This window comes from Salipiger thiooxidans (genome assembly GCF_900102075.1).
Taxonomy (GTDB): domain Bacteria; phylum Pseudomonadota; class Alphaproteobacteria; order Rhodobacterales; family Rhodobacteraceae; genus Salipiger; species Salipiger thiooxidans.
Genome location: NZ_FNAV01000010.1, coordinates 106,244 through 124,807 on the forward strand (window position 1 = coordinate 106,244; position 18,564 = coordinate 124,807).

The following is an 18,564-nucleotide window of genomic DNA, read 5'->3' on the forward strand; positions in this document are numbered from 1 at the left end:
TTACCGGGCAAGTTGAAGCGTGGGATGCGGGGCGTCTTCGGGCGGTGCTCCTGCGGGGTTTCGGCGGCGTCCGGTGAGAGGGCGTCCGGTGCGGTGACGGGGAGCGCGTGGGGGGCCGTTGGACCGGCGCGGGCAGCCGGTGCTTGCGAGCGGGCGTCGCGGTCTCTATCTCTGCGGCCGGAACGGAAGGAACGGGCATTTGGGCAAGCGCGAGGAGAAGGCACGGGGCGGCCGGGTGGACTGGCTGGCGGACCGTGCGCTGCGCGGGATGATCGCCCTGGCGCTGGCGTTGCCGCATGAGACCCGCGTGCGGCTCATGGGCTGCACCGTGCGCCGGATCATCGCGCCGCTGGCAGGCTACCGCCGTCGCAGCATGGAGAACCTCGCCCATGTCTGGCCCGGGATGCCCGAGGCCGAGCGGCGGCGCATCGCCGACGCGGTCTCGGACAATGCCGGGCGCACGATGATCGAGAATTACGACGTCCCGGGCCTGCTGCAGCGGATGGCCGATGCACCGGTCACCGGCGATGGTCTCCCCGAGATCGAGCGCGCCCGGGCCGAGGGCCGGCCGGTGCTCTTCGTCACCGGGCACTACGGCAATTTCGAGGCCCCACGCGCGGCGCTGGTGGCCCGGGGCTGGCGCATCGGCGGGCTCTACCGCCCGATGGCAAACCCGTTCTTCAACGAGCATTACGCCGCCAACATGCACGCGCTCAGCGATCCGGTCTTCGAACAGGGGCGGCGCGGCACCATGGGGCTGCTGCGCCACATCCGCGAGGGCGGCATGGGCGTGCTGCTCTTCGACGTCTACTCGAGCGACGGGGTGGCCATCGACTTCCTCGGCCAGCCTGCGCCCACGCTCACCTCGGCTGCGGAAATCGCGGTGAAGACCGGCGCGCTTTTCGTGCCGTTCTTCGGCATCCGCAAGGCCGACGGGCTGTCCTTCGAGGCGGTGTTCGAGGCGCCCATTCCCCATGGCGAGCCGGTGGAGATGATGCGCCAGGCGACGCGGCGGCTCGAGGCGCGCATCGCCGAGGACCCGACGCAGTGGTTCTGGATCCACCGCCGCTGGAAGCCCAAGCGGCAGGCCAGGCGTCAGCGCAAGCGCGCCGCCGCGAATATGGGCCCGTAATCCTTTTCCTGGAGCAGGACCACGATCGGGTCCTCGCCCTCGACCGAGACCTCCATCTCGAGCGGCGCCTGCCCGTCCCATACGCCCAGCACCTGCCAGCCATGGGCGATGTGGGTGTAGGTGATCGCCTGCCCGGCGTTCTCGCCCTCGAGGATGCTGACCCGCGATTCCGGCGTGTAGCGCACCATCTGCACGATGGTTTCGGGCAGCGTGCCCAGCGGCTCGGCGTGAATCTCGATCTGCCCGTCGTCGCCGCGGGTCACGCTCAGCCGCGCCCGTGCCGGCTTGTCGGCGAGATGGTGGATCGCGTCCACCACCTTCATCGGCCGCGAGCCCACCACGTCGTAGACGCCGCCGATCATCATCTGCGGCGTGTAGATCGAGCGGCGCCCGGCGGCGCGGGCATAGCCCTTCTGGCGCTTGGTGAAGGCGGGATCGGCGAAGTCGTCCTTCCAGCCGATGTAATCCCAGTAATCCACGTGCAGCGCCAGAGGGATGACGTTCTCCATCTGGCCCAGCTCGGCCAGCACCACGTCGGCGGCAGGACAGGAGGCGCAGCCCTGCGAGGTGAAGAGCTCCACGACCACGGGAGCGTCGTCTGCCTGTGCGACGCTGGCGGAAATCGCGAGACTTGCCGCTGCCAACCAATGGGTGAGTCGCTTCATCTGGACCGAATTCCCTTTACTTCCCCTGCTCCGGGCGTACCCAAGCGGGGTTGAAATAACCAATCAAGGTTTTGCGATACCCGGTGATGCCGGGAAGCTGCAAAGGTGACCGCCGGGTGACAGCCCGGGCACGGAAATTGTGCGGCTTCAGCGGTATTCCGTGGTATACAAATTCGGAAAACCCCCTTGAACCACATTGCTTTCGATACAGATAATGTGGCAACTGAACACCGTATCTCCAGCCAGCCGCAAGGGAGCCCATCATGCCAATCATCGTCGGACAGGACACGTCCAGCACCCGCAAGACGCTTGAGGTAAACGGCAAGACCTATGCCTATTACTCGATCCCGGCGGCCGAAGCCGCGGGCCTCGGCACGTTCTCGAACCTTCCCGCCGCCCTAAAGGTGGTGCTCGAGAACATGCTGCGTTTCGAGGACGGCAAGACGGTCTCGGTCGATGACGTCAAGGCGTTTTCGGACTGGGGCAAGAACGGCGGCAAGGGCGACCGCGAGCTCGCCTACCGCCCCGCCCGCGTGCTGATGCAGGATTTCACCGGCGTCCCCGCAGTGGTCGACCTCGCCGCCATGCGCGACGGCATCAAGGCGCTGGGGGGCGACGCGCAGAAGATCAACCCGCTGAACCCGGTCGATCTGGTGATCGACCACTCGGTGATGATCGACGAGTTCGGCAACCCGCGCGCCTTCCAGATGAACGTGGACCGCGAGTACGAGCGCAACATCGAACGCTACGAGTTCCTGAAGTGGGGCCAGTCGGCCTTCAACAACTTCCGCGTGGTGCCGCCGGGCACCGGCATCTGCCACCAGGTGAACCTCGAGTACCTCGCGCAGACCGTCTGGACCGACACTGACCAGGACGGCGCAGAAGTGGCGTACCCCGACACGCTGGTGGGCACCGACAGCCACACCACCATGGTCAACGGCGCCGCCGTGCTGGGCTGGGGCGTGGGCGGCATCGAGGCCGAGGCCGCGATGCTGGGCCAGCCGATCTCGATGCTGATCCCCGAGGTCGTGGGCTTCAAGCTGACCGGCGAGATGGTCGAGGGCACCACCGGCACCGACCTTGTGCTCAAGGTCGTCGAGATGCTGCGCGAGAAGGGCGTGGTCGGCAAGTTCGTGGAATTCTACGGCTCCGGCCTCGACAACCTGCCGCTGGCACAGCGCGCCACCATCGCCAACATGGCGCCCGAATACGGCGCCACCTGCGGCTTCTTCCCGATCGACGCCGAGACCATCCGGTATCTCGAGCAGACCGGCCGCGACAAGGACCGCATCGCGCTGGTCGAGGCCTATGCCAAGGAAAACGGCATGTGGCGGACAGCGGACTACGATCCGATCTACACCGACACGCTCGAGCTCGACATGGGCACCATCGTGCCGGCGATCTCCGGTCCCAAGCGGCCGCAGGACTACATCGCGCTCGACGGCGCGGGCCCGGCCTTCTCCAAGTTCGTCGAGGGCCTGCGCTCGGGCAAGGATGCGTCGGAAAGCTCCGAGGCGCGCTGGGAAGCCGAGGGCGGCGCCCCCGAGCCCGTCGACGTGCCCGGTGACAAAGGCCACCACAAGAAGGGCTGGTACAAGACCGAGGACGGCGCCTACCAGCTGCACGACGGCTCCATCGTGATCGCCTCGATCACCTCCTGCACCAACACCTCGAACCCCTACGTGATGATCGGCGCCGGCCTCGTCGCCCGGAAGGCGCGCGAGCTGGGGCTCAACCGCAAGCCGTGGGTGAAGACCTCGCTGGCGCCGGGCTCGCAGGTGGTGTCGGACTATCTCGAGGCCGCCGACCTGCAGAAGGATCTCGACGCCATCGGCTTCAACCTCGTGGGCTACGGCTGCACCACCTGCATCGGCAACTCCGGTCCGCTGGATGCGCCGATCTCGAAGGCGATCAACGACTACGACCTGATCGCCACCGCGGTGCTCTCGGGCAACCGCAACTTCGAGGGCCGGATCTCTCCGGATGTGCGCGCAAACTACCTCGCCTCGCCGCCGCTGGTGGTGGCCTACGCGCTGGTCGGCGACATGAACGTCAACATCGCGACCGATCCCATCGGCACCGACAAGGACGGCAACGACGTCTACCTCAAGGACATCTGGCCGTCGAACGCCGAGATCGCCGAACTGGTCGAGAAGACCGTGACGCGCGAGTCGTTCCAGTCCAAGTACGCCGACGTCTTCAAGGGCGACGAGAAGTGGCAGGCCGTCGAGGTGAACGGCGGCGAGACCTACGACTGGCCGGCGACCTCGACCTATGTGCAGAATCCGCCGTATTTCCAGGGCATGTCCAAAGATCCGGGCGTGATCACCAACATCGAGGGCGCCAAGGTGCTCGCGCTCCTGGGCGACATGATCACCACCGACCACATCTCGCCCGCGGGCTCGTTCAAGGAAAGCACCCCGGCCGGCCAGTACCTGATCGAACGGCAGGTGCCGGTGCGCGAATTCAACTCCTACGGCTCGCGGCGTGGCAACCACGAGGTGATGATGCGCGGCACCTTCGCCAACATCCGCATCAAGAACGAGATGCTGGACGGGGTCGAGGGCGGCTACACCAAGGGCCCGGACGGCAAGCAGACCTCGATCTACGAGGCCTCCATGGCCTACCAGGATCAGGGCACGCCGCTGGTGATCTTCGGCGGTGAACAGTACGGCGCGGGCTCCTCGCGCGACTGGGCGGCCAAGGGCACGGCGCTGCTGGGGGTGAAGGCGGTGATCGCCGAGAGCTTCGAGCGTATCCACCGCTCCAACCTCGTGGGCATGGGGGTCATTCCCTTCGAGTTCACCGGGGGCGACACCCGCAAGACACTGGGCCTCACCGGCGAGGAAACGGTCTCGATCACCGGGCTCGACAGCATCAGGCCGCTGGCCGAAGTCCCCTGCGAGATCACCTTCGCGGACGGCTCGACGAAGACGATCACGCTGAAATGTCGGATCGATACCGCGATCGAGAAGGAATACGTCGAGCACGGCGGCGTGCTGCACTACGTGCTCCGCGACCTCGCCCGCGCCTGACACGAACCTCGGCCCCGAGCCGACTCATCACCCCGCCGGCCCAAAGCCGGCGGGGTTTCTCGTGTCCGCCACCCGCAGGCACTGCGCCTCCCTCACCCCCCTGTCCCGAAACACCCTGCCCGCCCCCCGGCACCAGAGGCCCCACGACCTCGCCCACCACACGCCTTCCTTCACCTCGCCAGACAAACTCCCACCGAAGGCGCCCGCCCTCCACCACGAGCACAAATCCCGGCACCCGCCCCCCAGCTTCATCTTGCCAGACAAACTCCCGCCGGAGGCACCCGACGCCCGCCACGGGCACCAATCCCCGGCACCCGCGCCCCAACTTCATCTTGCCAGACAAACTCCCGCCGGAGGCACCCGACGCCCGCCACAAGCGCCAATCTCCGGCACCCGCGCCCCAACTTCATCTTGCCAGTCAAACTCCCGCCGGAGGCACCCGACGCCCGCCACAAGCGCCAATCTCCGGCACCCGCGCCCCAACTTCATCTTGCCAGTTAAACTCCTGCCGGAGGCAACCGACGCCCGCCACGGGCAGCCCGCTCCGGCAAGGACGCCGCCTCAGTCTGCGAGGTCAAACACCGCCTCTGCCACGTCCCGCCCGTTGACCTGCAGGATCACCGCATGCGGGCCCGGGTGCAGGCGGAAGGTGGTGGCGTCGCCCTTCATGCGGTGCCGCTTCTCGAGCCGCAGCGGCTTGCCCGGCGCCAGCTTGCCAGCGCGCAGCTTGAAGACCTTCTCGGCGCTGCCCGAAGGCCGGAAGAAGCGCAGGCGGTAATCGACCAGCACGGGCCCCGCCTCGGTCCCCCGCAGCTCGGCCACGACCCCGAGCTCCTCGCCGATGCGCACGCGCGGTGGCACAGAGAGCGTCGCCGTCACCGGCAGGTCGGCGCGGTAGCCCAGCAAGGCCAGCGCCTCGGGGGCGCCGCGCTTCACTGCGGTGCGCAGGGCGTGGCGGGTCATCCAGCCGAGCTCACCCGGTGCCTGCCGCGCCTCGGCCTGCCAGGTCTGAAGGCGGTCGATCACCGCCTCGGGGTGCGGTCGGCTCAGGTCGTTGAGATGGTTCGCCACGGAGCGGGTGACGAAGCGCGTGGGATCGCCGTGCAGGGCATCGAGCAGCGGCAGCGGCGCCAGCGGGTCGAGGCGGATGCCGGTGCCCCACGGCAGGCGCGGGCGGGTCCCTTCCGAGACCAGCCGGCGCACGTGGTAGTGCGGATCCTCCACCCAGCCCGACATGCGCGCCAGTACCCGCTCGGGCCAGCGGTTCAGGAAGGGCCGGATGGCGTATTCCATCGAGAAGCGCTGCGTCGCCGCGTGGATCAGGTCGAGCGCGCGCTCGGGGGTCTCGAGCCCGTGGCGCGCGGCCAGGACGCCGTGCACGCCGTGGATGAAGCGGCCGAAATCGTCGTCGCCGCGGGTGGGATCGAGCGGCGGTGGCATCGCCGCCTCGAGCGCCTCGGCCATGGCGGGGAAGTCCCGCGGCAGCTGCTCCTCGAGCCCGTCCGCGAGCACCCCAAGCCTTGCGTGCACGCCCTCCCCCGGGAAGCGCGGCAGCACGGCGTCGAGGAAGCGCCCGGCGTCGAAGCCGGGCAGCACCGCGAAATCCGCCGCGAGATCGGCGGTGCTTTGCGCGTTGAAGAGCTGGTCGGCGAGAGAGAACCCCGCGCCGCCGCCCTTGCCGTCAGGCCCGCGCGCCATGAGATGCCGGCTCGCGGACCGAGGCCCCGGGGAGGGGGCGCTGCCCCCGTCGCCTTGCGGCGACTCCCCCGGGATATTTATGGCCATTGGAAGGCCGGGACGCGGCGTCAGGGCGGGCCCGGTCAGATGGTGGCAAAGGTCTCGCCCCCGTCGAGCACGATGTTCTGCGCCACGATGTAGCCTGCGTGATCCGAGCACAGGAAGGCGCACATCCTGCCGAACTCGGCCGGGTCGCCGTAGCGGCCGGCGGGGATGCCGGCGGCGCGGATCTTGCGGGCCTCGTCGCGGCTGATGCCGTCGCGCTCCATCACCAGGTCGTCCATCTGCACGATGCGGGCGGTGTCGTGCACGCCGGGCAGCAGGTTGTTGATGGTCACGCCCTTGTTGGCGATCTGCCGCGCGGTGCCGGCCACGAATCCGGTGAGCCCGGCGCGGGCCGAGTTCGAAAGGCCCAGCGGCAGCAGCGGCGCCTTGACCGAGCGCGAGGTGATGTTGACCACCCGGCCCCAGCCGCGCTCCATCATGCCGGGGATCAGCGCCTGCATGAGCGCGATGGGCGTCAGCATCGAGCCATCGAGCGCGTCGATGAAATCGTCGCGGTCCCAGTCGATCCAGTAGCCCGGCGGCGGTCCGCCGGCGTTGGTCACGAGGATGTCGACCTGCCCCGCCGCCTCGAGCACCCGGGCGCGGCCCTCGGGGTCGACGATGTCGGCGGCCACGGTGATCACTTCGACGCCGTGGGCGGCGCGGATCGTCTCCGCCGCCTCCTCGAGCGGGCCCGCGCTGCGCGCGTTCATGATCAGCGTGCAGCCCGCCTCGGCCAGCGCCTCGGCACAGCCGAGCCCCAGCCCCCTGGACGAGGCGCAGACCAGCGCCCGCTTGCCGGAAATCTTCAGATCCATCGCTTGTTCGCTCCTTTGTCGTGTCCCTCGGCCGCGCGTCTGCGTGTGTGGCCGCGGGAGGGTCGTCCCATTTGATGACACATTCGGGTGGCATTCAATGGGGCGCGGCTGCGGACGGCTGTGACCGAGGGGGACTTTGACCGCGACGTCTTTCGTCGGGCGCTTGGCGGGGCCTTGTCACCGGCGGCGGGGGGCGGCACCTTGGGCGGCACCGCTTGCTGCACGTCCTCGAGGCAGCTGAGGCGCGAGGCGGATGTATCGGGCAGGACGAGGGATCGGGACGTGGCGACAGGGACGGAGGAGGCAAGGTATCGTGCGGCGCACAGCGTCGGAGTCTACCGTGCCGAGCAGATCCGCGTCGTCAACGGTGCCAATCTCGGCGATGGTCTGGGCCTTGCCGAGGACATGCTGCCCGACGACATTTACCGGGTCTCGCCGCTGGCGTCCCTGCGCAGGCTCGCGGTGCGGCCGTCCAGCGCCCCGCCCTTCGGCATCGGGCCCGGCGAGATCGGCACCGACGGCGCGGCGCTGCATCTCGACTGCGTGCTGACCTTCATGTGCGGCGACGGCCAGACCTCCGAGGGGCTGATGCTGGTCGAGACCGATGCGGAGGGCAACGTCGCCGACCTGTTCTTCCTGCCGCTGGGCGAGATGACCGCCCGGCAGGACTACGCCCTGGTGGGGATAAGCCGCGACGGCGCGCTGCAGAAATTCGCGCAGGCGGCCTGCGTCTCCTTCACCCGCGGCACGATGATCACGCTGGCCTCGGGCGAGCAGCGGCGGGTCGAGGATCTGGCCGTGGGCGACCGCGTGCTGACGCGCGACGACGGCCCGCAGCCACTGCGCTGGATCGGCCAGCACACGGCGCGCGCGGTCGGCGCTTTCGCCCCGGTCCTGATCCGGGCGGGCGCGCTCAACAACGCGGGCGACCTCGTGGTGAGCCCCGACCACCGGCTCTTCATCTACCAGCGCGAGGACCGGTTGGGTGCGGGGCGCCCGGAGGTGCTTGTGAAGGCGCGCCACCTCGTGAACGGCGACAGCATCCGCCGCGTCGGGGGCGGCTTCGTCGAGTATTTCCAGATGCTCTTCGACCACCACCAGATCATCTACGCCGAGGGCATCGCCGCGGAATCCATGCTGGTGGACGGGCGCACCCGGGCAGCCCTGCCCGAGGAACTCGTCGAGCGGATGGCCGAGGTGCTCCCCGGGCACCGCGACAGCGATCACCGCGGTCTCGAGGTGCAGGAGGCGCTGCTCGGGCGGCCCGGGCTGGCGGAGTTGCTGCGGCGCAGTTCCGGCGGGTGATGCGTGTGGGTCGGGTTGAAAGGGGGCGCTGCCCGTCGCCCGTTGGGCGACTCCCCCGGAGTTTATCTGGCAAGATGAAGGGCGGGCGCCGGGCGGGTGTGTCGCGGACGGTGGTCCGGATTGGTGATCAGGGACCGCGCTGTGGTGGTCGGGGGCCGAGGTGAGGCGGTGAGAGCTGCGCGTCAGTGGGAGCGGAGGGCCTTGATGAGCTCGGCTTTGGTCATGGTGGAGCGGCCTGCGATGTCGATTTCCTGCGCGCGGGCGTAGAGCGCGTCTTTGGTCCAGTCCTCGTAGGGATGCGCCTTGCCGCCCTTCTCGGAGGGGTGCATGTCGGGGTTGGCCTCGGCATTCGAGATCCGGGCCGCCTTTTCCTTCGACATGCCCTTGTCGCGCAGGGTCTCGTAGAGTTCTTCGTTCTTGAGGCTGGGGTTGGCCATCGCTGTGTCTCCTCTCTGCGCAGGAAGAACCCGCAGGCGGGCCGGAGGGTTCCGCGGGGCCTTCCCAAGCGGGGGCGGTGAAGCTATATGCGCGCCATGCTGGACACGCCCTCGAACCGCCCCGACCTTCCCGCGGAAATCGCCCGCCGCCGCACCTTTGCGATCATCTCGCACCCGGACGCGGGCAAGACCACGCTGACCGAGAAATTCCTTCTGTATGGCGGCGCCATCCAGATGGCGGGACAGGTGCGTGCCAAGGGCGAGGCGCGGCGCACCCGGTCGGACTTCATGAAGATGGAGCAGGAGCGCGGGATCTCGGTCTCGGCCTCGGCCATGTCCTTCGATTACGGCAACTTCCGCTACAACCTCGTGGACACGCCCGGCCACTCGGATTTCTCCGAGGACACCTATCGCACCCTGACGGCAGTGGATGCGGCGATCATGGTCATCGACGGCGCCAAGGGCGTGGAGAGCCAGACCCAGAAGCTGTTCGAGGTGTGCCGCCTGCGCGACCTGCCGATCCTGACCTTCTGCAACAAGATGGACCGCGAGGCGCGCGACACCTTCGAGATCATCGACGAGATCCAGGAAAACCTGGCCATCGACGTCACCCCCGCCTCTTGGCCCATCGGCATGGGGCGCGATTTCATCGGCTGCTACGACATGCTGCGCAACCGGCTCGAGCTCATGGACCGCGCCGACCGCAACAAGGTGGCGGCGTCGATCCGCATCGAGGGGCTCGACGACCCCAAGCTTGCCGAGCACGTGCCCGCGCACCTGCTCGACCAGCTCAAGGAAGAGGTCGAGATGGCGCGCGAGCTGCTGCCCGCGCTCGACCCGCAGTCCATTCTCGAAGGCCACATGACGCCGATCTGGTTCGGCTCCGCGATCAACTCCTTTGGCGTGAAGGAGCTGATGGACGGCATCGGCAACCTCGCGCCCGAGCCGCAGCCCACCAGCGCCGAGCCCCGGCAGATTGCCCCCGACGAGAAGAAGGTCGCGGGCTTCGTCTTCAAGGTGCAGGCCAACATGGACCCCAAGCACCGCGACCGGGTGGCCTTCGTCCGCCTCGCCTCGGGGCATTTCGAGCGCGGCATGAAGCTCACCCACGTGCGGACCAAGAAGCCCATGGCGATCGCCAATCCGGTGCTTTTCCTCGCCGCCGACCGCGAACTGGCGGAAGAGGCCTGGGCCGGCGACATCATCGGCATTCCCAACCACGGCCAGCTGCGCATCGGCGACACGCTGACCGAGGGCGAGACGCTGAAGGTCACCGGCATCCCCTCGTTCGCCCCCGAGCTTCTGCAGAGCGTGCGCGCGGGCGACCCGATGAAGGCCAAGCACCTCGAGAAGGCGCTGTTCCAGTTCGCCGAGGAGGGCGCCGCCAAGGTCTTCAAGCCCAACATCGGCTCGGGCTACATCGTGGGCGTCGTGGGCGCGCTGCAGTTCGAGGTGCTGGGCGCGCGGATCGAGCAGGAATACGGGCTGCCGGTCCGCTTCGAGGCCTCGCAGTTCACCTCGGCGCGCTGGGTGCATGGCGACAAGGCGGCGGTGGAGAAATTCGTCAACGCCAACAAGCAGCACATCGCCCACGACAACGACGGCGACGTGGTCTACATGACCCGGCTGCAATGGGACATCGACCGGGTGGTGCGGGATTATCCCGACATCAGGCTCTCGGCCACCAAGGAAATGATGGTCTGATCGGATGGCCGGGCGCCCTGCCCGGCCTTTTCCGTTCCGGGGCTTCGGGGCACGGGCCTTGCCGGTGCTCAGGAGCCGCACGTCTGGACGGGGACGCGGGACCGGTATCGGCCGCACGCCCCTGCCGGGGCCTACGTGAGCCGAAATTTTCCCTTGACCTGGAGTGCGCTCCAGCCCCCACAAGGGGAAGCGTCGAACGGACGAAAGGCCCCTGCCATGCGGATCGCAGAGTTCGCGCAGGCCACCGGGTTCGCGGTGGACACCCTGCGCTACTACGAGAAGATCGGCCTCATCGAGCCGCCCCTGCGCGACAGCGCCGGGCACCGGATCTACGGGCCGGCCGAGCTGCGCTGGGCGAAGTTCCTCGGGCGGCTCAAGACCACCGGCATGCCGATCTCGGGAATGCTGGCCTATGCCCGGGCGCGGGCCGAGGGCGAGGTCACCACGCCCGAGCGCGCCCGGATGCTGCGGGAGCATCGTGCCGAGGTGGCGCGGCGCGTGGCCGAGCTGCAGGACTGCCTCTCCGTTCTCGACAGCAAGATCGCCTCCTACGAGGCGACGATGTCAGACGCGAAAGGACCTGACCATGTTGCAGAGCACACCGGAAACACGAGGCGAACGCGGCCGCAGGCTGCTCGATGAGATCGACGGCGAGGCCGGCCACGCGGTGATCGCGGGGCTGCAGGACATCGCCCCGGATTTTGCCGAGCTGCTCTTCGAGTTCCCCTTCGGCGACATCTACGCCCGCGAAGGCCTGTCGCTGCGCGACCGCGAGATCGCGACCGTGGCGGCGCTGTCGGCGATGGCAACGGCGCCGAAGCAGCTTGGAGTGCACGTGCAGGGGGCGCTCAACGTGGGCGTCACCCGGCAGGAGATCGTCGAGATCATGATCCAGATGAGCGTCTACGCGGGCTTCCCAGCGGCGCTGAATGCGCTGGCGGTCGCGCGCGAGGTGTTCTCGGCGCGTGACGTGAAGGTCGAGGGTCAATAGCCCACAATACAAACGAAAATCGCGCCGCGCTTGCCTGCGCGACGCGATCCCGTTCGGTCCGCGCGCACCATCGACGGCGCGCGCGGCGAAGCCTCAGCTGCCCTGAAGCAGCGGCGTGATGCGGCGCACGGCGGCGCGGCGGTTCTCGCGTTCGGCGGCGTCGCTCTGCACCGCGAGGTCACCCTCGCCGTAGCCCTGAAGCACCATGTTCTCGGGCGGCACGTCAAAATACTCGGTCAGTGCCAGAGCCACCGATTCCGCCCGGCGGTCGGACAGCGCGAGGTTGTAGGTCCAGCTGCCCACCGCGTCGGTGTGGCCCTCGATCAGGAAGACCTCGCCCGGGCGTTCGGCGATCACCTGCTTCATGGCGTTGCCGAGCGCTGCCAGCGCGCGCGCTTCTTCGGGCCGAATCGCGGCCGAGCCGGTCTCGAAGTTGATCGAGTCCACGCTGACCTCGGGCACGAGATGGCGCACCGCGTCGATGTTGCGGATCTGGTTGAGCGAGAAGGTCCGGTCCACCGACGTGCCGCTCTCGGCAGCGAGCGCGGCCGCCAGCTCGGTCTCGTCCACCTCCTGGAAGTTCATCCGGCGCGGCGTCTCGGTGGTCTGCGGCAGATCGTTTACCACGACCTCGGTCTCGGCCTGGGTGTCGTCGAAGAGCACGATGGACTGACCGTCGGGCAGCGTCCGTGTGCGGCGCAGCACGCGGCCGTCGGCGGCCTTCACCGTTTCGACCACGTTGCCGTCGTCGTATTCCACGACGCTGCGGGTCGAGCCGTCGTCATAGCGGTAGGTGGTGACGTCCGAACCCGGACGGCGCAGCAGCACATCGTCGTTGCGCAGCACGCGGTACTGGCCACCCTCCTCGACCACCACGCGGTCACCGGAGTTCTCGACCACCTTGGCGTCGTTGCCGAGGAACTGGGTCAGTGCCAGCGCACCAAGGCCCACGAGCGCGGTCTTCTGCGCATCCGTGAGACCGCGGTCGTCGTCATCCTTGGACGCCTTCTTCTGGTTCTTCTTCTTGGTCTCGCCGGCGTTCTCGCCGATACGGGTGTCGAAGTCCTCGTCCGAGCTGCGGACGTCCTCGGCGGTGACCTCTTCCTCGACCACCTCGGCGTCAGCCTGCTCGCCATTGCCGGCAGCGGCCGCGGCGGCGGCGCCAAGGCCCAGACGTTCGGCGATGCGGGCAACGGCGTCGGCCTGCTGCTGGGCAGTGACATCCTCGGGGCCCGCTGCGGCGGCCTCGCGGTCGGCTTCGTCAAGCGGCGCGGCCTCGGTCTCGGCGGTTTGCCCGGGCGTCTCGGTGCGGGTCTCGCCGGTCTGAGCGTCAGTGGTGGCCACCGCTTCGCTGTCGGCCTTGGCGGGGGCGTCGGTCTGCGCGTCAGCCGTCGTCTCCGGCGCGGCGCTCGGCGCCTCAGCGGTGGTGTCGGGCGTTTCGGCGGGTGCCTCTGCCGTGGTCTTCGGGGCCGGGTCTGCATCCTGCGCCGTGGTCTCCGGGCCCGCTACGGGCTCGGAGCTGTCGGCCGCCTTGGCGCTCTGGTCGGCGGTCTCCTGCGCGGCGAGCGCCTTGGCGAGGTCGTCCTCGGACGGCGTGTCCGCGGCGGCCTGCTGACCGGCCTTCTCGGCCTTCTTGGTCTTGGCCTCTGCCTTCTGCTCCTTCTTGGCAGCCTTCTTCTCGGCCTTGGCGTCGGCCTGCTTCTGTTTCTTGGTGGCCTTCTCAGAGGGCTCCGCCTGCTCTGCGGCCTGCTCCGCGGCCGGCTGGGCCGGCTCGGATGCCTCCGCCTGCGCGGCGGGCGCATCCGCCGGGGCCGCGTCCGGGGCGTCGGCGCGGTCGGCTGCGGGCGCTTCGCTGGGGGTCGCCGCCTTGGCTGCGGCGGCGTCTTCGCCTTTCGCCTGGGTCAGCTTCTGGGGGATCTGGGCCACGACAGCGCAGTCGACGCCGTCAGCCGCCTCACCCGTGGCGCATTGCGAGGCGACCTCGACGATGCGCGAACGGATCTGGCCGCGGGTCATGCCGGAGGTGTCGAATCCGAGATCGACCGTCCCCGCCAGCGCCCCGTCCATGATCTCCTTCTGCTTCATGCCCGACAGCGATTGCGCCGCTGCGGGCAGCGCGAGGCTCGCCATCAGCACCAGCGCGGTGGTGGTTCTCAGAAACGGTTTGGTCGTGCGCATTCTCGGTCCTTTCCTCCGTGCCGCAATGGCTGCGGCGATCCCGACAGAAACGCGCTCAGACAGATTTTGTTCAAAATATAGGCAGGAAATTGCCACCCGCGACGCTGGGCCGGGCACCGGAGGGCCTCAGAGCGCGTCCAAGAGCCGCTGCTTTTCGCCCGCGTCGTCGGGACGCGAGATCGCCTCGGCCAGCTGCTCGAGCGACTGGATCGAGTGGCCGGCGCGGAAGCTGTCGACGTGGGGCAGCATGGCGCGGATGCCCTTGGCCTTGGGCGCGAACCCGTCCCAGCGCAGCAGCGGGTTGAGCCAGATCAGCCGCCGCGATGACAGGTGCAGCCGCTCGATCTCGCGCTCCAGCGCCTCGGCGTCGTCACGGTCGAGCCCGTCGGTGATCAGGAGCACCACCGCACCCTGCCCCATGACCCGGCGCGACCAGTCGCGGTTGAAGTCGTGCAGGCACTGGCCGATACGGGTGCCCCCCTGCCAGTCCTGCGCCTCGGCCCCGGCCGCGCGCAGCGCCGCATCGACGTCGCGGGTCGCGAGGTGGCGGGTGATGTTGGTAAGCCGCGTGCCGAAGGTGAAGGCGTGGACCTTGGCCCATCCCGCGCCCTTCTCGTTCGCCACCGCGTGCAGGAAATGCAGCACCATGCGGGAATACTGCGACATGCTTCCCGAGATGTCGCAGAGCACCACGAGGTTCGGCCAGCGCGGGCGCGGCTTCAGGTGCGAGAGCTCCCGCATCTCGCCGCCCTGCCGCATCGAGGTCCGCAGCGTGCGGCGCCAGTCGATCCGCCGCCCGCCATGCGCGGCCATGCCCCGGCGCGACGGGATCGGCTTCACCGGCAGCCGCAGCCGCGCCAGCATGCGCTTGGCCTCGGCGATCTCGGCGGTGGACATCTGCTCGAAATCCAGCGTCTTGAGCCGCTCCTCGGCGGAGATGGTGAAGGAGCTGTCAATCTCGAGCTTGGTGCCCTCGTCGTCGCCCTCGGGCTGGGGCAGCTCGGGCATCTGGTCGCCGAGCAGCGCCTGCGCAGCGCGTTTCTCGGCCGATTGCGCCAGCTTCTCCTCCTGCACACCGCGCACCGCGGGGAGCATCATCGACATCATGTGCTCGAGATAGCGTGGGTCGCGCCAGTAGAGGCGGAAGATCTGGGCGAAGACGACGCGATGTTCGGGACGGTTCACGAAACAGGCGTGCAGCGTCCAGTAGAAGTCCATCCGGTCGGTGAACCCCGCCGCCGCCACCGCCCGGATGGCGTCGATCACCCGGCCCGGCCCCACGGGCAGCCCGGCCCGCCGCAGCGCCCGGGCGAAGTGGATGATGTTCTGCGCGAGCCTCGGGTCGTCAGGCACCGCGATGGGCAGGTATTCCGGCATGTTGCTCCGTGGCGGTTCGGGGACCGTCGGCACAGGGAAACCGATGCGGGTCCGGGTCGCAAGCCCTCCGTTGGTCGGGGGCGGGTTGGTGGGGTCGGCGGCGGCCCCTGGCACGGTGATGGGGTCGGGCGGCGAGGCGGTGTGGTCTCGGCGATGTCCTTTTCGAGGGATGGCCGTCAGGCCACCCGCGGCGACGGCATGCCCTTCAGGATGATCGCGTCTCCGGGCGGTCCGTCAGGATGATCACCTCTTCGGGATGACCTCTTCGGCGCATCCCGACCCCGTCAGCCCCCCGACGTCCCCTCCACCTCGGCCAGCGCCGCGTCGATGTGACCCGAGGCCTCAGCCGTCATCGTCGCCAGCCGGGCGCTCAGGTCGTCGGACCCCTCGGTGCCGGTCAGCCGCGTGAGGAAAGCGCAGCCGCCCACGCCCAGACTCTCGGGATCGAGCCGCCCCTGGGTGATCAGCCGCGCGCCGATCTGCAGGCTCCAGCACAGCCGGTAGGTGGCCGCGAGCTGCTCGGCCGCCGCCTTGGGCAGCCAGCCCTGCCGGGCCGCGGCGGCGAGCCCGCGGATGGTGCTGCGCGGCGCCTGCCCCGACAGCAGCGACCCGGCCTGCGACAGAAGCTCGATGTCCTGCATCCGCCCGCGCCCGAGCTTGGGATCCCACGCATCGCCCCGGCCCTTGGCGGCACTGATGCGCGCGCGCATCTCGGAAAGCTCGGTTAGCACCTGCTCGCGCGGAGGAGGTGCTGCAAGGATCTCGGAGCGCAGCGCCTCGACCTCGGCCGCCAGTTCGGGCGGCCCCGCAATCACCCGCGAGCGGGTCAGCGCGAGGTGCTCCCAGACCCACGCCCGCTCGCGCTGGTACTCGCTGAAGGCGGTGAGCGAGGTCGCCACCGGGCCCTGGTTGCCCGAGGGCCGCAGACGCATGTCGATCTCGTAGAGCTTGCCCTCGGCCATCGGCGCCGTCATCGCAGTGATCGCCGCCTGCGTGAGCCGCGCGTAGTAGGTCCGCGCGGGCAGCGGGCGTCGGCCATCCGAGGCCTCGACCCCGTCGGCGTCGTAGATCACGATGAGGTCGAGATCCGAAAGCGCGTGCAGGTGCCGCGCGCCGAGTGAGCCCATGCCCACCACGACGGCCCCGCGCCCCGGCGGCGCACCGTGCTTGCGGGCGAACTCGGCCTCCACCACCGGCAGGATCGCCGCCAGCGAGGCCTGCGCGAGATCGGCGTAATGCTGCCCCGCTTCCTCGGGCTCGCTCAGCCCGCGCAGCAGATGCACGCCCGCACGGAAGTGCCATTCCTTCTGCCAGCGCCGCGCCATGTCGAGGCGGCTCTCGTAGTCGTCCTCGCGTGCGAGGATCTCGGAGAGCTCGGCGGTGAGCGCCTGCGGCCCCGGCCACGGGCTGAAGAAATCGCCGCCGATCACCGCATCGAAAACGCTGGAGTTGCGCGACAGGTGCCGCGCGAGATCGGGCGAGGTCGAGACGATGTCGACCAGCAGGTCGACAAGCTGCGGGTTGGCATCGAACAGCGAGAAGAGCTGCACCCCTGCGGGCAATCCGGCAAGGAAGCCGTCGAAGGCGGTCAGCGCCTCCTGCGGGCGCGCGGCCCGGGCGAGCCGCCCGAGGATCTCGGGCTTCAGCCGCTTGAAGATCTCCACCGCCCGGCCCGAGCGCAGAGCGGGATAGCTTGGCCAGCGCGCCACCAGCGGGCTGCGCTCGATCTCGTCGGGGATGTCGCTTTCGGTGGCGTCGCGGGCGTCGGGGGCGAAGAACCCCTCGGTGAGCTCGTGCACCTCCTCGAGCCGCGCGCGCAGCTCCTCCTCGAGCCCCGCCCGCTCGCGCCCCATCAGTGCCGCGAGCCGCTCGAACCCCGCGTCGTTGCCGGGCAGCAGGTGGGTCTGGGCATCGCCAACCATCTGCACCCGATGCTCGACCTCGCGGTGGAAGCGGTAGTGCTCGGTCAGCCGCGTGGTCACGTCCCACGGCACCCAGCCCTTTTCCGACAGCACCCGCAGCCCGTCCACGGTGGCGCGCACCCGCAGGTCCGGGTCGCGCCCGCCGGCGATGATCTGGCGGGTCTGGGTGAAGAACTCGATCTCGCGGATGCCGCCCCGTCCGAGCTTCATGTCGTGGCCCGGCAGCGTGATCGGCCCGTGCCCCTTCTTGTCGCGGTAGCGCAGGCGCATGTCATGGGCGTCCTGGATCGCGGCGAAATCGAGGTGGCGGCGCCAGACGAAGGGCCGCAGCGTCTCGAGGAAGCGCTCGCCCGCCGCGGTGTCACCGGCGCAGGGCCGCGCCTTGATGTAGGCCGCCCGCTCCCAGGCCCGGCCAAGGCTCTCGTAGTAGCGCTCGGCGGCCTCCATGGCGATGCAGACCGGCGTCACCGAGGGATCGGGACGCAGCCGCAGGTCGGTGCGAAAGACGTAGCCCTCGCCGGTCAGGTCGTTGAGCGTGCCCGACATGCGCCGCGTGGCGCGGACAAAGGCGCTGCGGGCGTCGTGGAAATCGTCGCGCTCGAAGCGGGTCTCGTCGAAGAGGCAGATGAGGTCGATGTCCGAGCTGTAGTTGAGCTCGAAGGCGCCCATCTTTCCCATGGCCAGCACCACCATGCCGCCCGCCGTGGCGATGTCGTCCTCGGTCGCGCCCGGCAGCTTGCCGCGCCGGATCTCGCGGGCGATGGCGGCGCGCAGAGCGAGCTGCACCGACAGGTCGGCGTAGCGGGTCAGCGCCCCGGTCACCTGCTCCAGCTCCCAGACGCCGCCGAGATCGGCAAGACCCGTGAGCAACGCCACCCGCCGCTTGCCCTGCCGCAGCGCGGTCTCGAGCGTATCGTCTGAGGTCTCGCCCAGGTCTTCGCAGAGCGTCGTGAAGGCGTCTTCCGGCGCCTCGACCGCGGCTTCGAGCCAGTCGCCCTCTTTCTGGATCAGCCCCTTGAGATAGGGGCTCGACCCGCCGGCGCCGGCGATCAGCGCGGCGATGTCGCCCTCGGCCCAGGGGGTGACGGCACGGGCCTCGTCTCCGAGGTCGGTTTCAAGGGCACGCGGCAGGCGGGTGATGCGGGATGCAAAGCTCATGCCGCCTGTATGACCGAGCCGCCCCGGTCTGCGCAATGGCGCGGTCTTGCACCCGTCGTC

13 protein-coding genes are annotated in these 18,564 nt (G+C 69.3%); 6 read left to right on the forward strand and 7 right to left on the reverse strand.

From position 1 onward, the window contains the following. The first annotated feature begins 199 nt into the window (after positions 1-199). Positions 200-1,132 carry a lysophospholipid acyltransferase family protein gene (locus BLQ77_RS16070; RefSeq protein ID WP_089961032.1) on the forward strand — a complete coding sequence of 311 codons (933 nt, stop codon included), beginning with the start codon at positions 200-202 and terminating at the stop codon, positions 1,130-1,132. Here the strand turns inward: BLQ77_RS16070 and BLQ77_RS16075 are convergent. Next, the gene (locus BLQ77_RS16075; RefSeq protein WP_089961035.1) at positions 1,096-1,797 is read right to left on the reverse strand and encodes a DUF1223 domain-containing protein; all 702 of its coding nucleotides are present in this window, start codon (positions 1,795-1,797) and stop codon (positions 1,096-1,098) included. The two genes, BLQ77_RS16070 and BLQ77_RS16075, sit on opposite strands and share 37 nt — an antisense overlap. A gap of 263 nt (positions 1,798-2,060) precedes the next feature. On the opposite strand from BLQ77_RS16075, the gene acnA reads away from it, so the two are divergent. After that, the gene (acnA, locus tag BLQ77_RS16080; protein WP_089961037.1) at positions 2,061-4,832 is read left to right on the forward strand and encodes an aconitate hydratase AcnA; all 2,772 of its coding nucleotides are present in this window, start codon (positions 2,061-2,063) and stop codon (positions 4,830-4,832) included. 561 nt (positions 4,833-5,393) lie between these two features. Here acnA and BLQ77_RS16090 read toward each other — a convergent pair. Together BLQ77_RS16090 and BLQ77_RS16095 are read right to left on the reverse strand one after the other, a co-directional pair. Then, complete coding sequence (locus tag BLQ77_RS16090; RefSeq protein ID WP_089961042.1) at positions 5,394-6,530, reverse strand: YhaZ family DNA alkylation repair protein; 1,137 nt, start codon at positions 6,528-6,530, stop codon at positions 5,394-5,396. Between the two features lie 122 nt (positions 6,531-6,652). Further along, positions 6,653-7,432 carry an SDR family oxidoreductase gene (locus BLQ77_RS16095; protein ID WP_089961044.1) on the reverse strand — a complete coding sequence of 260 codons (780 nt, stop codon included), beginning with the start codon at positions 7,430-7,432 and terminating at the stop codon, positions 6,653-6,655. Positions 7,433-7,714: 282 nt separating this feature from the next. Between BLQ77_RS16095 and BLQ77_RS16100 the strand changes: the two genes are divergently transcribed. Next, positions 7,715-8,737, forward strand: coding sequence for a Hint domain-containing protein (locus BLQ77_RS16100; protein ID WP_242661742.1), 1,023 nt, complete (start codon positions 7,715-7,717; stop codon positions 8,735-8,737). A 182-nt stretch (positions 8,738-8,919) separates the two neighbouring features. Here the strand turns inward: BLQ77_RS16100 and BLQ77_RS16105 are convergent, their stop codons facing one another. Then, complete coding sequence (locus BLQ77_RS16105; RefSeq protein WP_089961046.1) at positions 8,920-9,174, reverse strand: DUF7218 family protein; 255 nt, start codon at positions 9,172-9,174, stop codon at positions 8,920-8,922. A gap of 96 nt (positions 9,175-9,270) precedes the next feature. On the opposite strand from BLQ77_RS16105, the gene BLQ77_RS16110 reads away from it, so the two are divergent. The 3 genes from BLQ77_RS16110 (at position 9,271) to BLQ77_RS16120 (ending at position 11,869) form a co-directional block, all read left to right on the forward strand. Next, positions 9,271-10,878, forward strand: coding sequence for a peptide chain release factor 3 (locus BLQ77_RS16110; RefSeq protein ID WP_089961272.1), 1,608 nt, complete (start codon positions 9,271-9,273; stop codon positions 10,876-10,878). Between the two features lie 216 nt (positions 10,879-11,094). Then, positions 11,095-11,520, forward strand: a complete 426-nt coding sequence (locus tag BLQ77_RS16115; protein ID WP_089961049.1) for a MerR family transcriptional regulator — start codon at positions 11,095-11,097, stop codon at positions 11,518-11,520. After that, entirely contained in the window at positions 11,465-11,869 is a 405-nt protein-coding gene (locus tag BLQ77_RS16120; RefSeq protein ID WP_089961050.1) for a carboxymuconolactone decarboxylase family protein, read from the forward strand. Before BLQ77_RS16115 ends, BLQ77_RS16120 begins: the two co-directional genes overlap by 56 nt. A gap of 93 nt (positions 11,870-11,962) precedes the next feature. On the opposite strand, the gene BLQ77_RS16125 is transcribed toward BLQ77_RS16120, so the two are convergent. The 3 genes from BLQ77_RS16125 to glnE form a co-directional block, all read right to left on the reverse strand. After that, positions 11,963-14,047: an OmpA family protein gene (locus tag BLQ77_RS16125; RefSeq protein WP_089961053.1), complete on the reverse strand. Its 2,085-nt coding sequence runs from the start codon at positions 14,045-14,047 to the stop codon at positions 11,963-11,965. Positions 14,048-14,173: 126 nt separating this feature from the next. Next, on the reverse strand, positions 14,174-15,424 hold the full coding sequence (locus tag BLQ77_RS16130; protein ID WP_089961056.1) for a vWA domain-containing protein: 1,251 nt from the start codon (positions 15,422-15,424) through the stop codon (positions 14,174-14,176). A 284-nt stretch (positions 15,425-15,708) separates the two neighbouring features. Then, on the reverse strand, positions 15,709-18,504 hold the full coding sequence (gene glnE, locus BLQ77_RS16135) for a bifunctional [glutamate--ammonia ligase]-adenylyl-L-tyrosine phosphorylase/[glutamate--ammonia-ligase] adenylyltransferase (protein ID WP_089961059.1): 2,796 nt from the start codon (positions 18,502-18,504) through the stop codon (positions 15,709-15,711). Positions 18,505-18,564 lie beyond the last annotated feature (60 nt).

Coding starts and splice junctions, on each gene's coding strand:
- BLQ77_RS16075 (WP_089961035.1), bottom strand. CDS start 1,797: ATGAAGCGACTCACCCATTGGTTGGCAGCGGCAAGTCTCGCGATTTCC.
- acnA (WP_089961037.1), top strand. CDS start 2,061: ATGCCAATCATCGTCGGACAGGACACGTCCAGCACCCGCAAGACGCTT.
- BLQ77_RS16090 (WP_089961042.1), bottom strand. CDS start 6,530: ATGGCGCGCGGGCCTGACGGCAAGGGCGGCGGCGCGGGGTTCTCTCTC.
- BLQ77_RS16095 (WP_089961044.1), bottom strand. CDS start 7,432: ATGGATCTGAAGATTTCCGGCAAGCGGGCGCTGGTCTGCGCCTCGTCC.
- BLQ77_RS16105 (WP_089961046.1), bottom strand. CDS start 9,174: ATGGCCAACCCCAGCCTCAAGAACGAAGAACTCTACGAGACCCTGCGC.
- BLQ77_RS16110 (WP_089961272.1), top strand. CDS start 9,271: ATGCTGGACACGCCCTCGAACCGCCCCGACCTTCCCGCGGAAATCGCC.
- BLQ77_RS16115 (WP_089961049.1), top strand. CDS start 11,095: ATGCGGATCGCAGAGTTCGCGCAGGCCACCGGGTTCGCGGTGGACACC.
- BLQ77_RS16120 (WP_089961050.1), top strand. CDS start 11,465: ATGTTGCAGAGCACACCGGAAACACGAGGCGAACGCGGCCGCAGGCTG.
- BLQ77_RS16125 (WP_089961053.1), bottom strand. CDS start 14,047: ATGCGCACGACCAAACCGTTTCTGAGAACCACCACCGCGCTGGTGCTG.
- BLQ77_RS16130 (WP_089961056.1), bottom strand. CDS start 15,424: ATGCCGGAATACCTGCCCATCGCGGTGCCTGACGACCCGAGGCTCGCG.
- glnE (WP_089961059.1), bottom strand. CDS start 18,504: ATGAGCTTTGCATCCCGCATCACCCGCCTGCCGCGTGCCCTTGAAACC.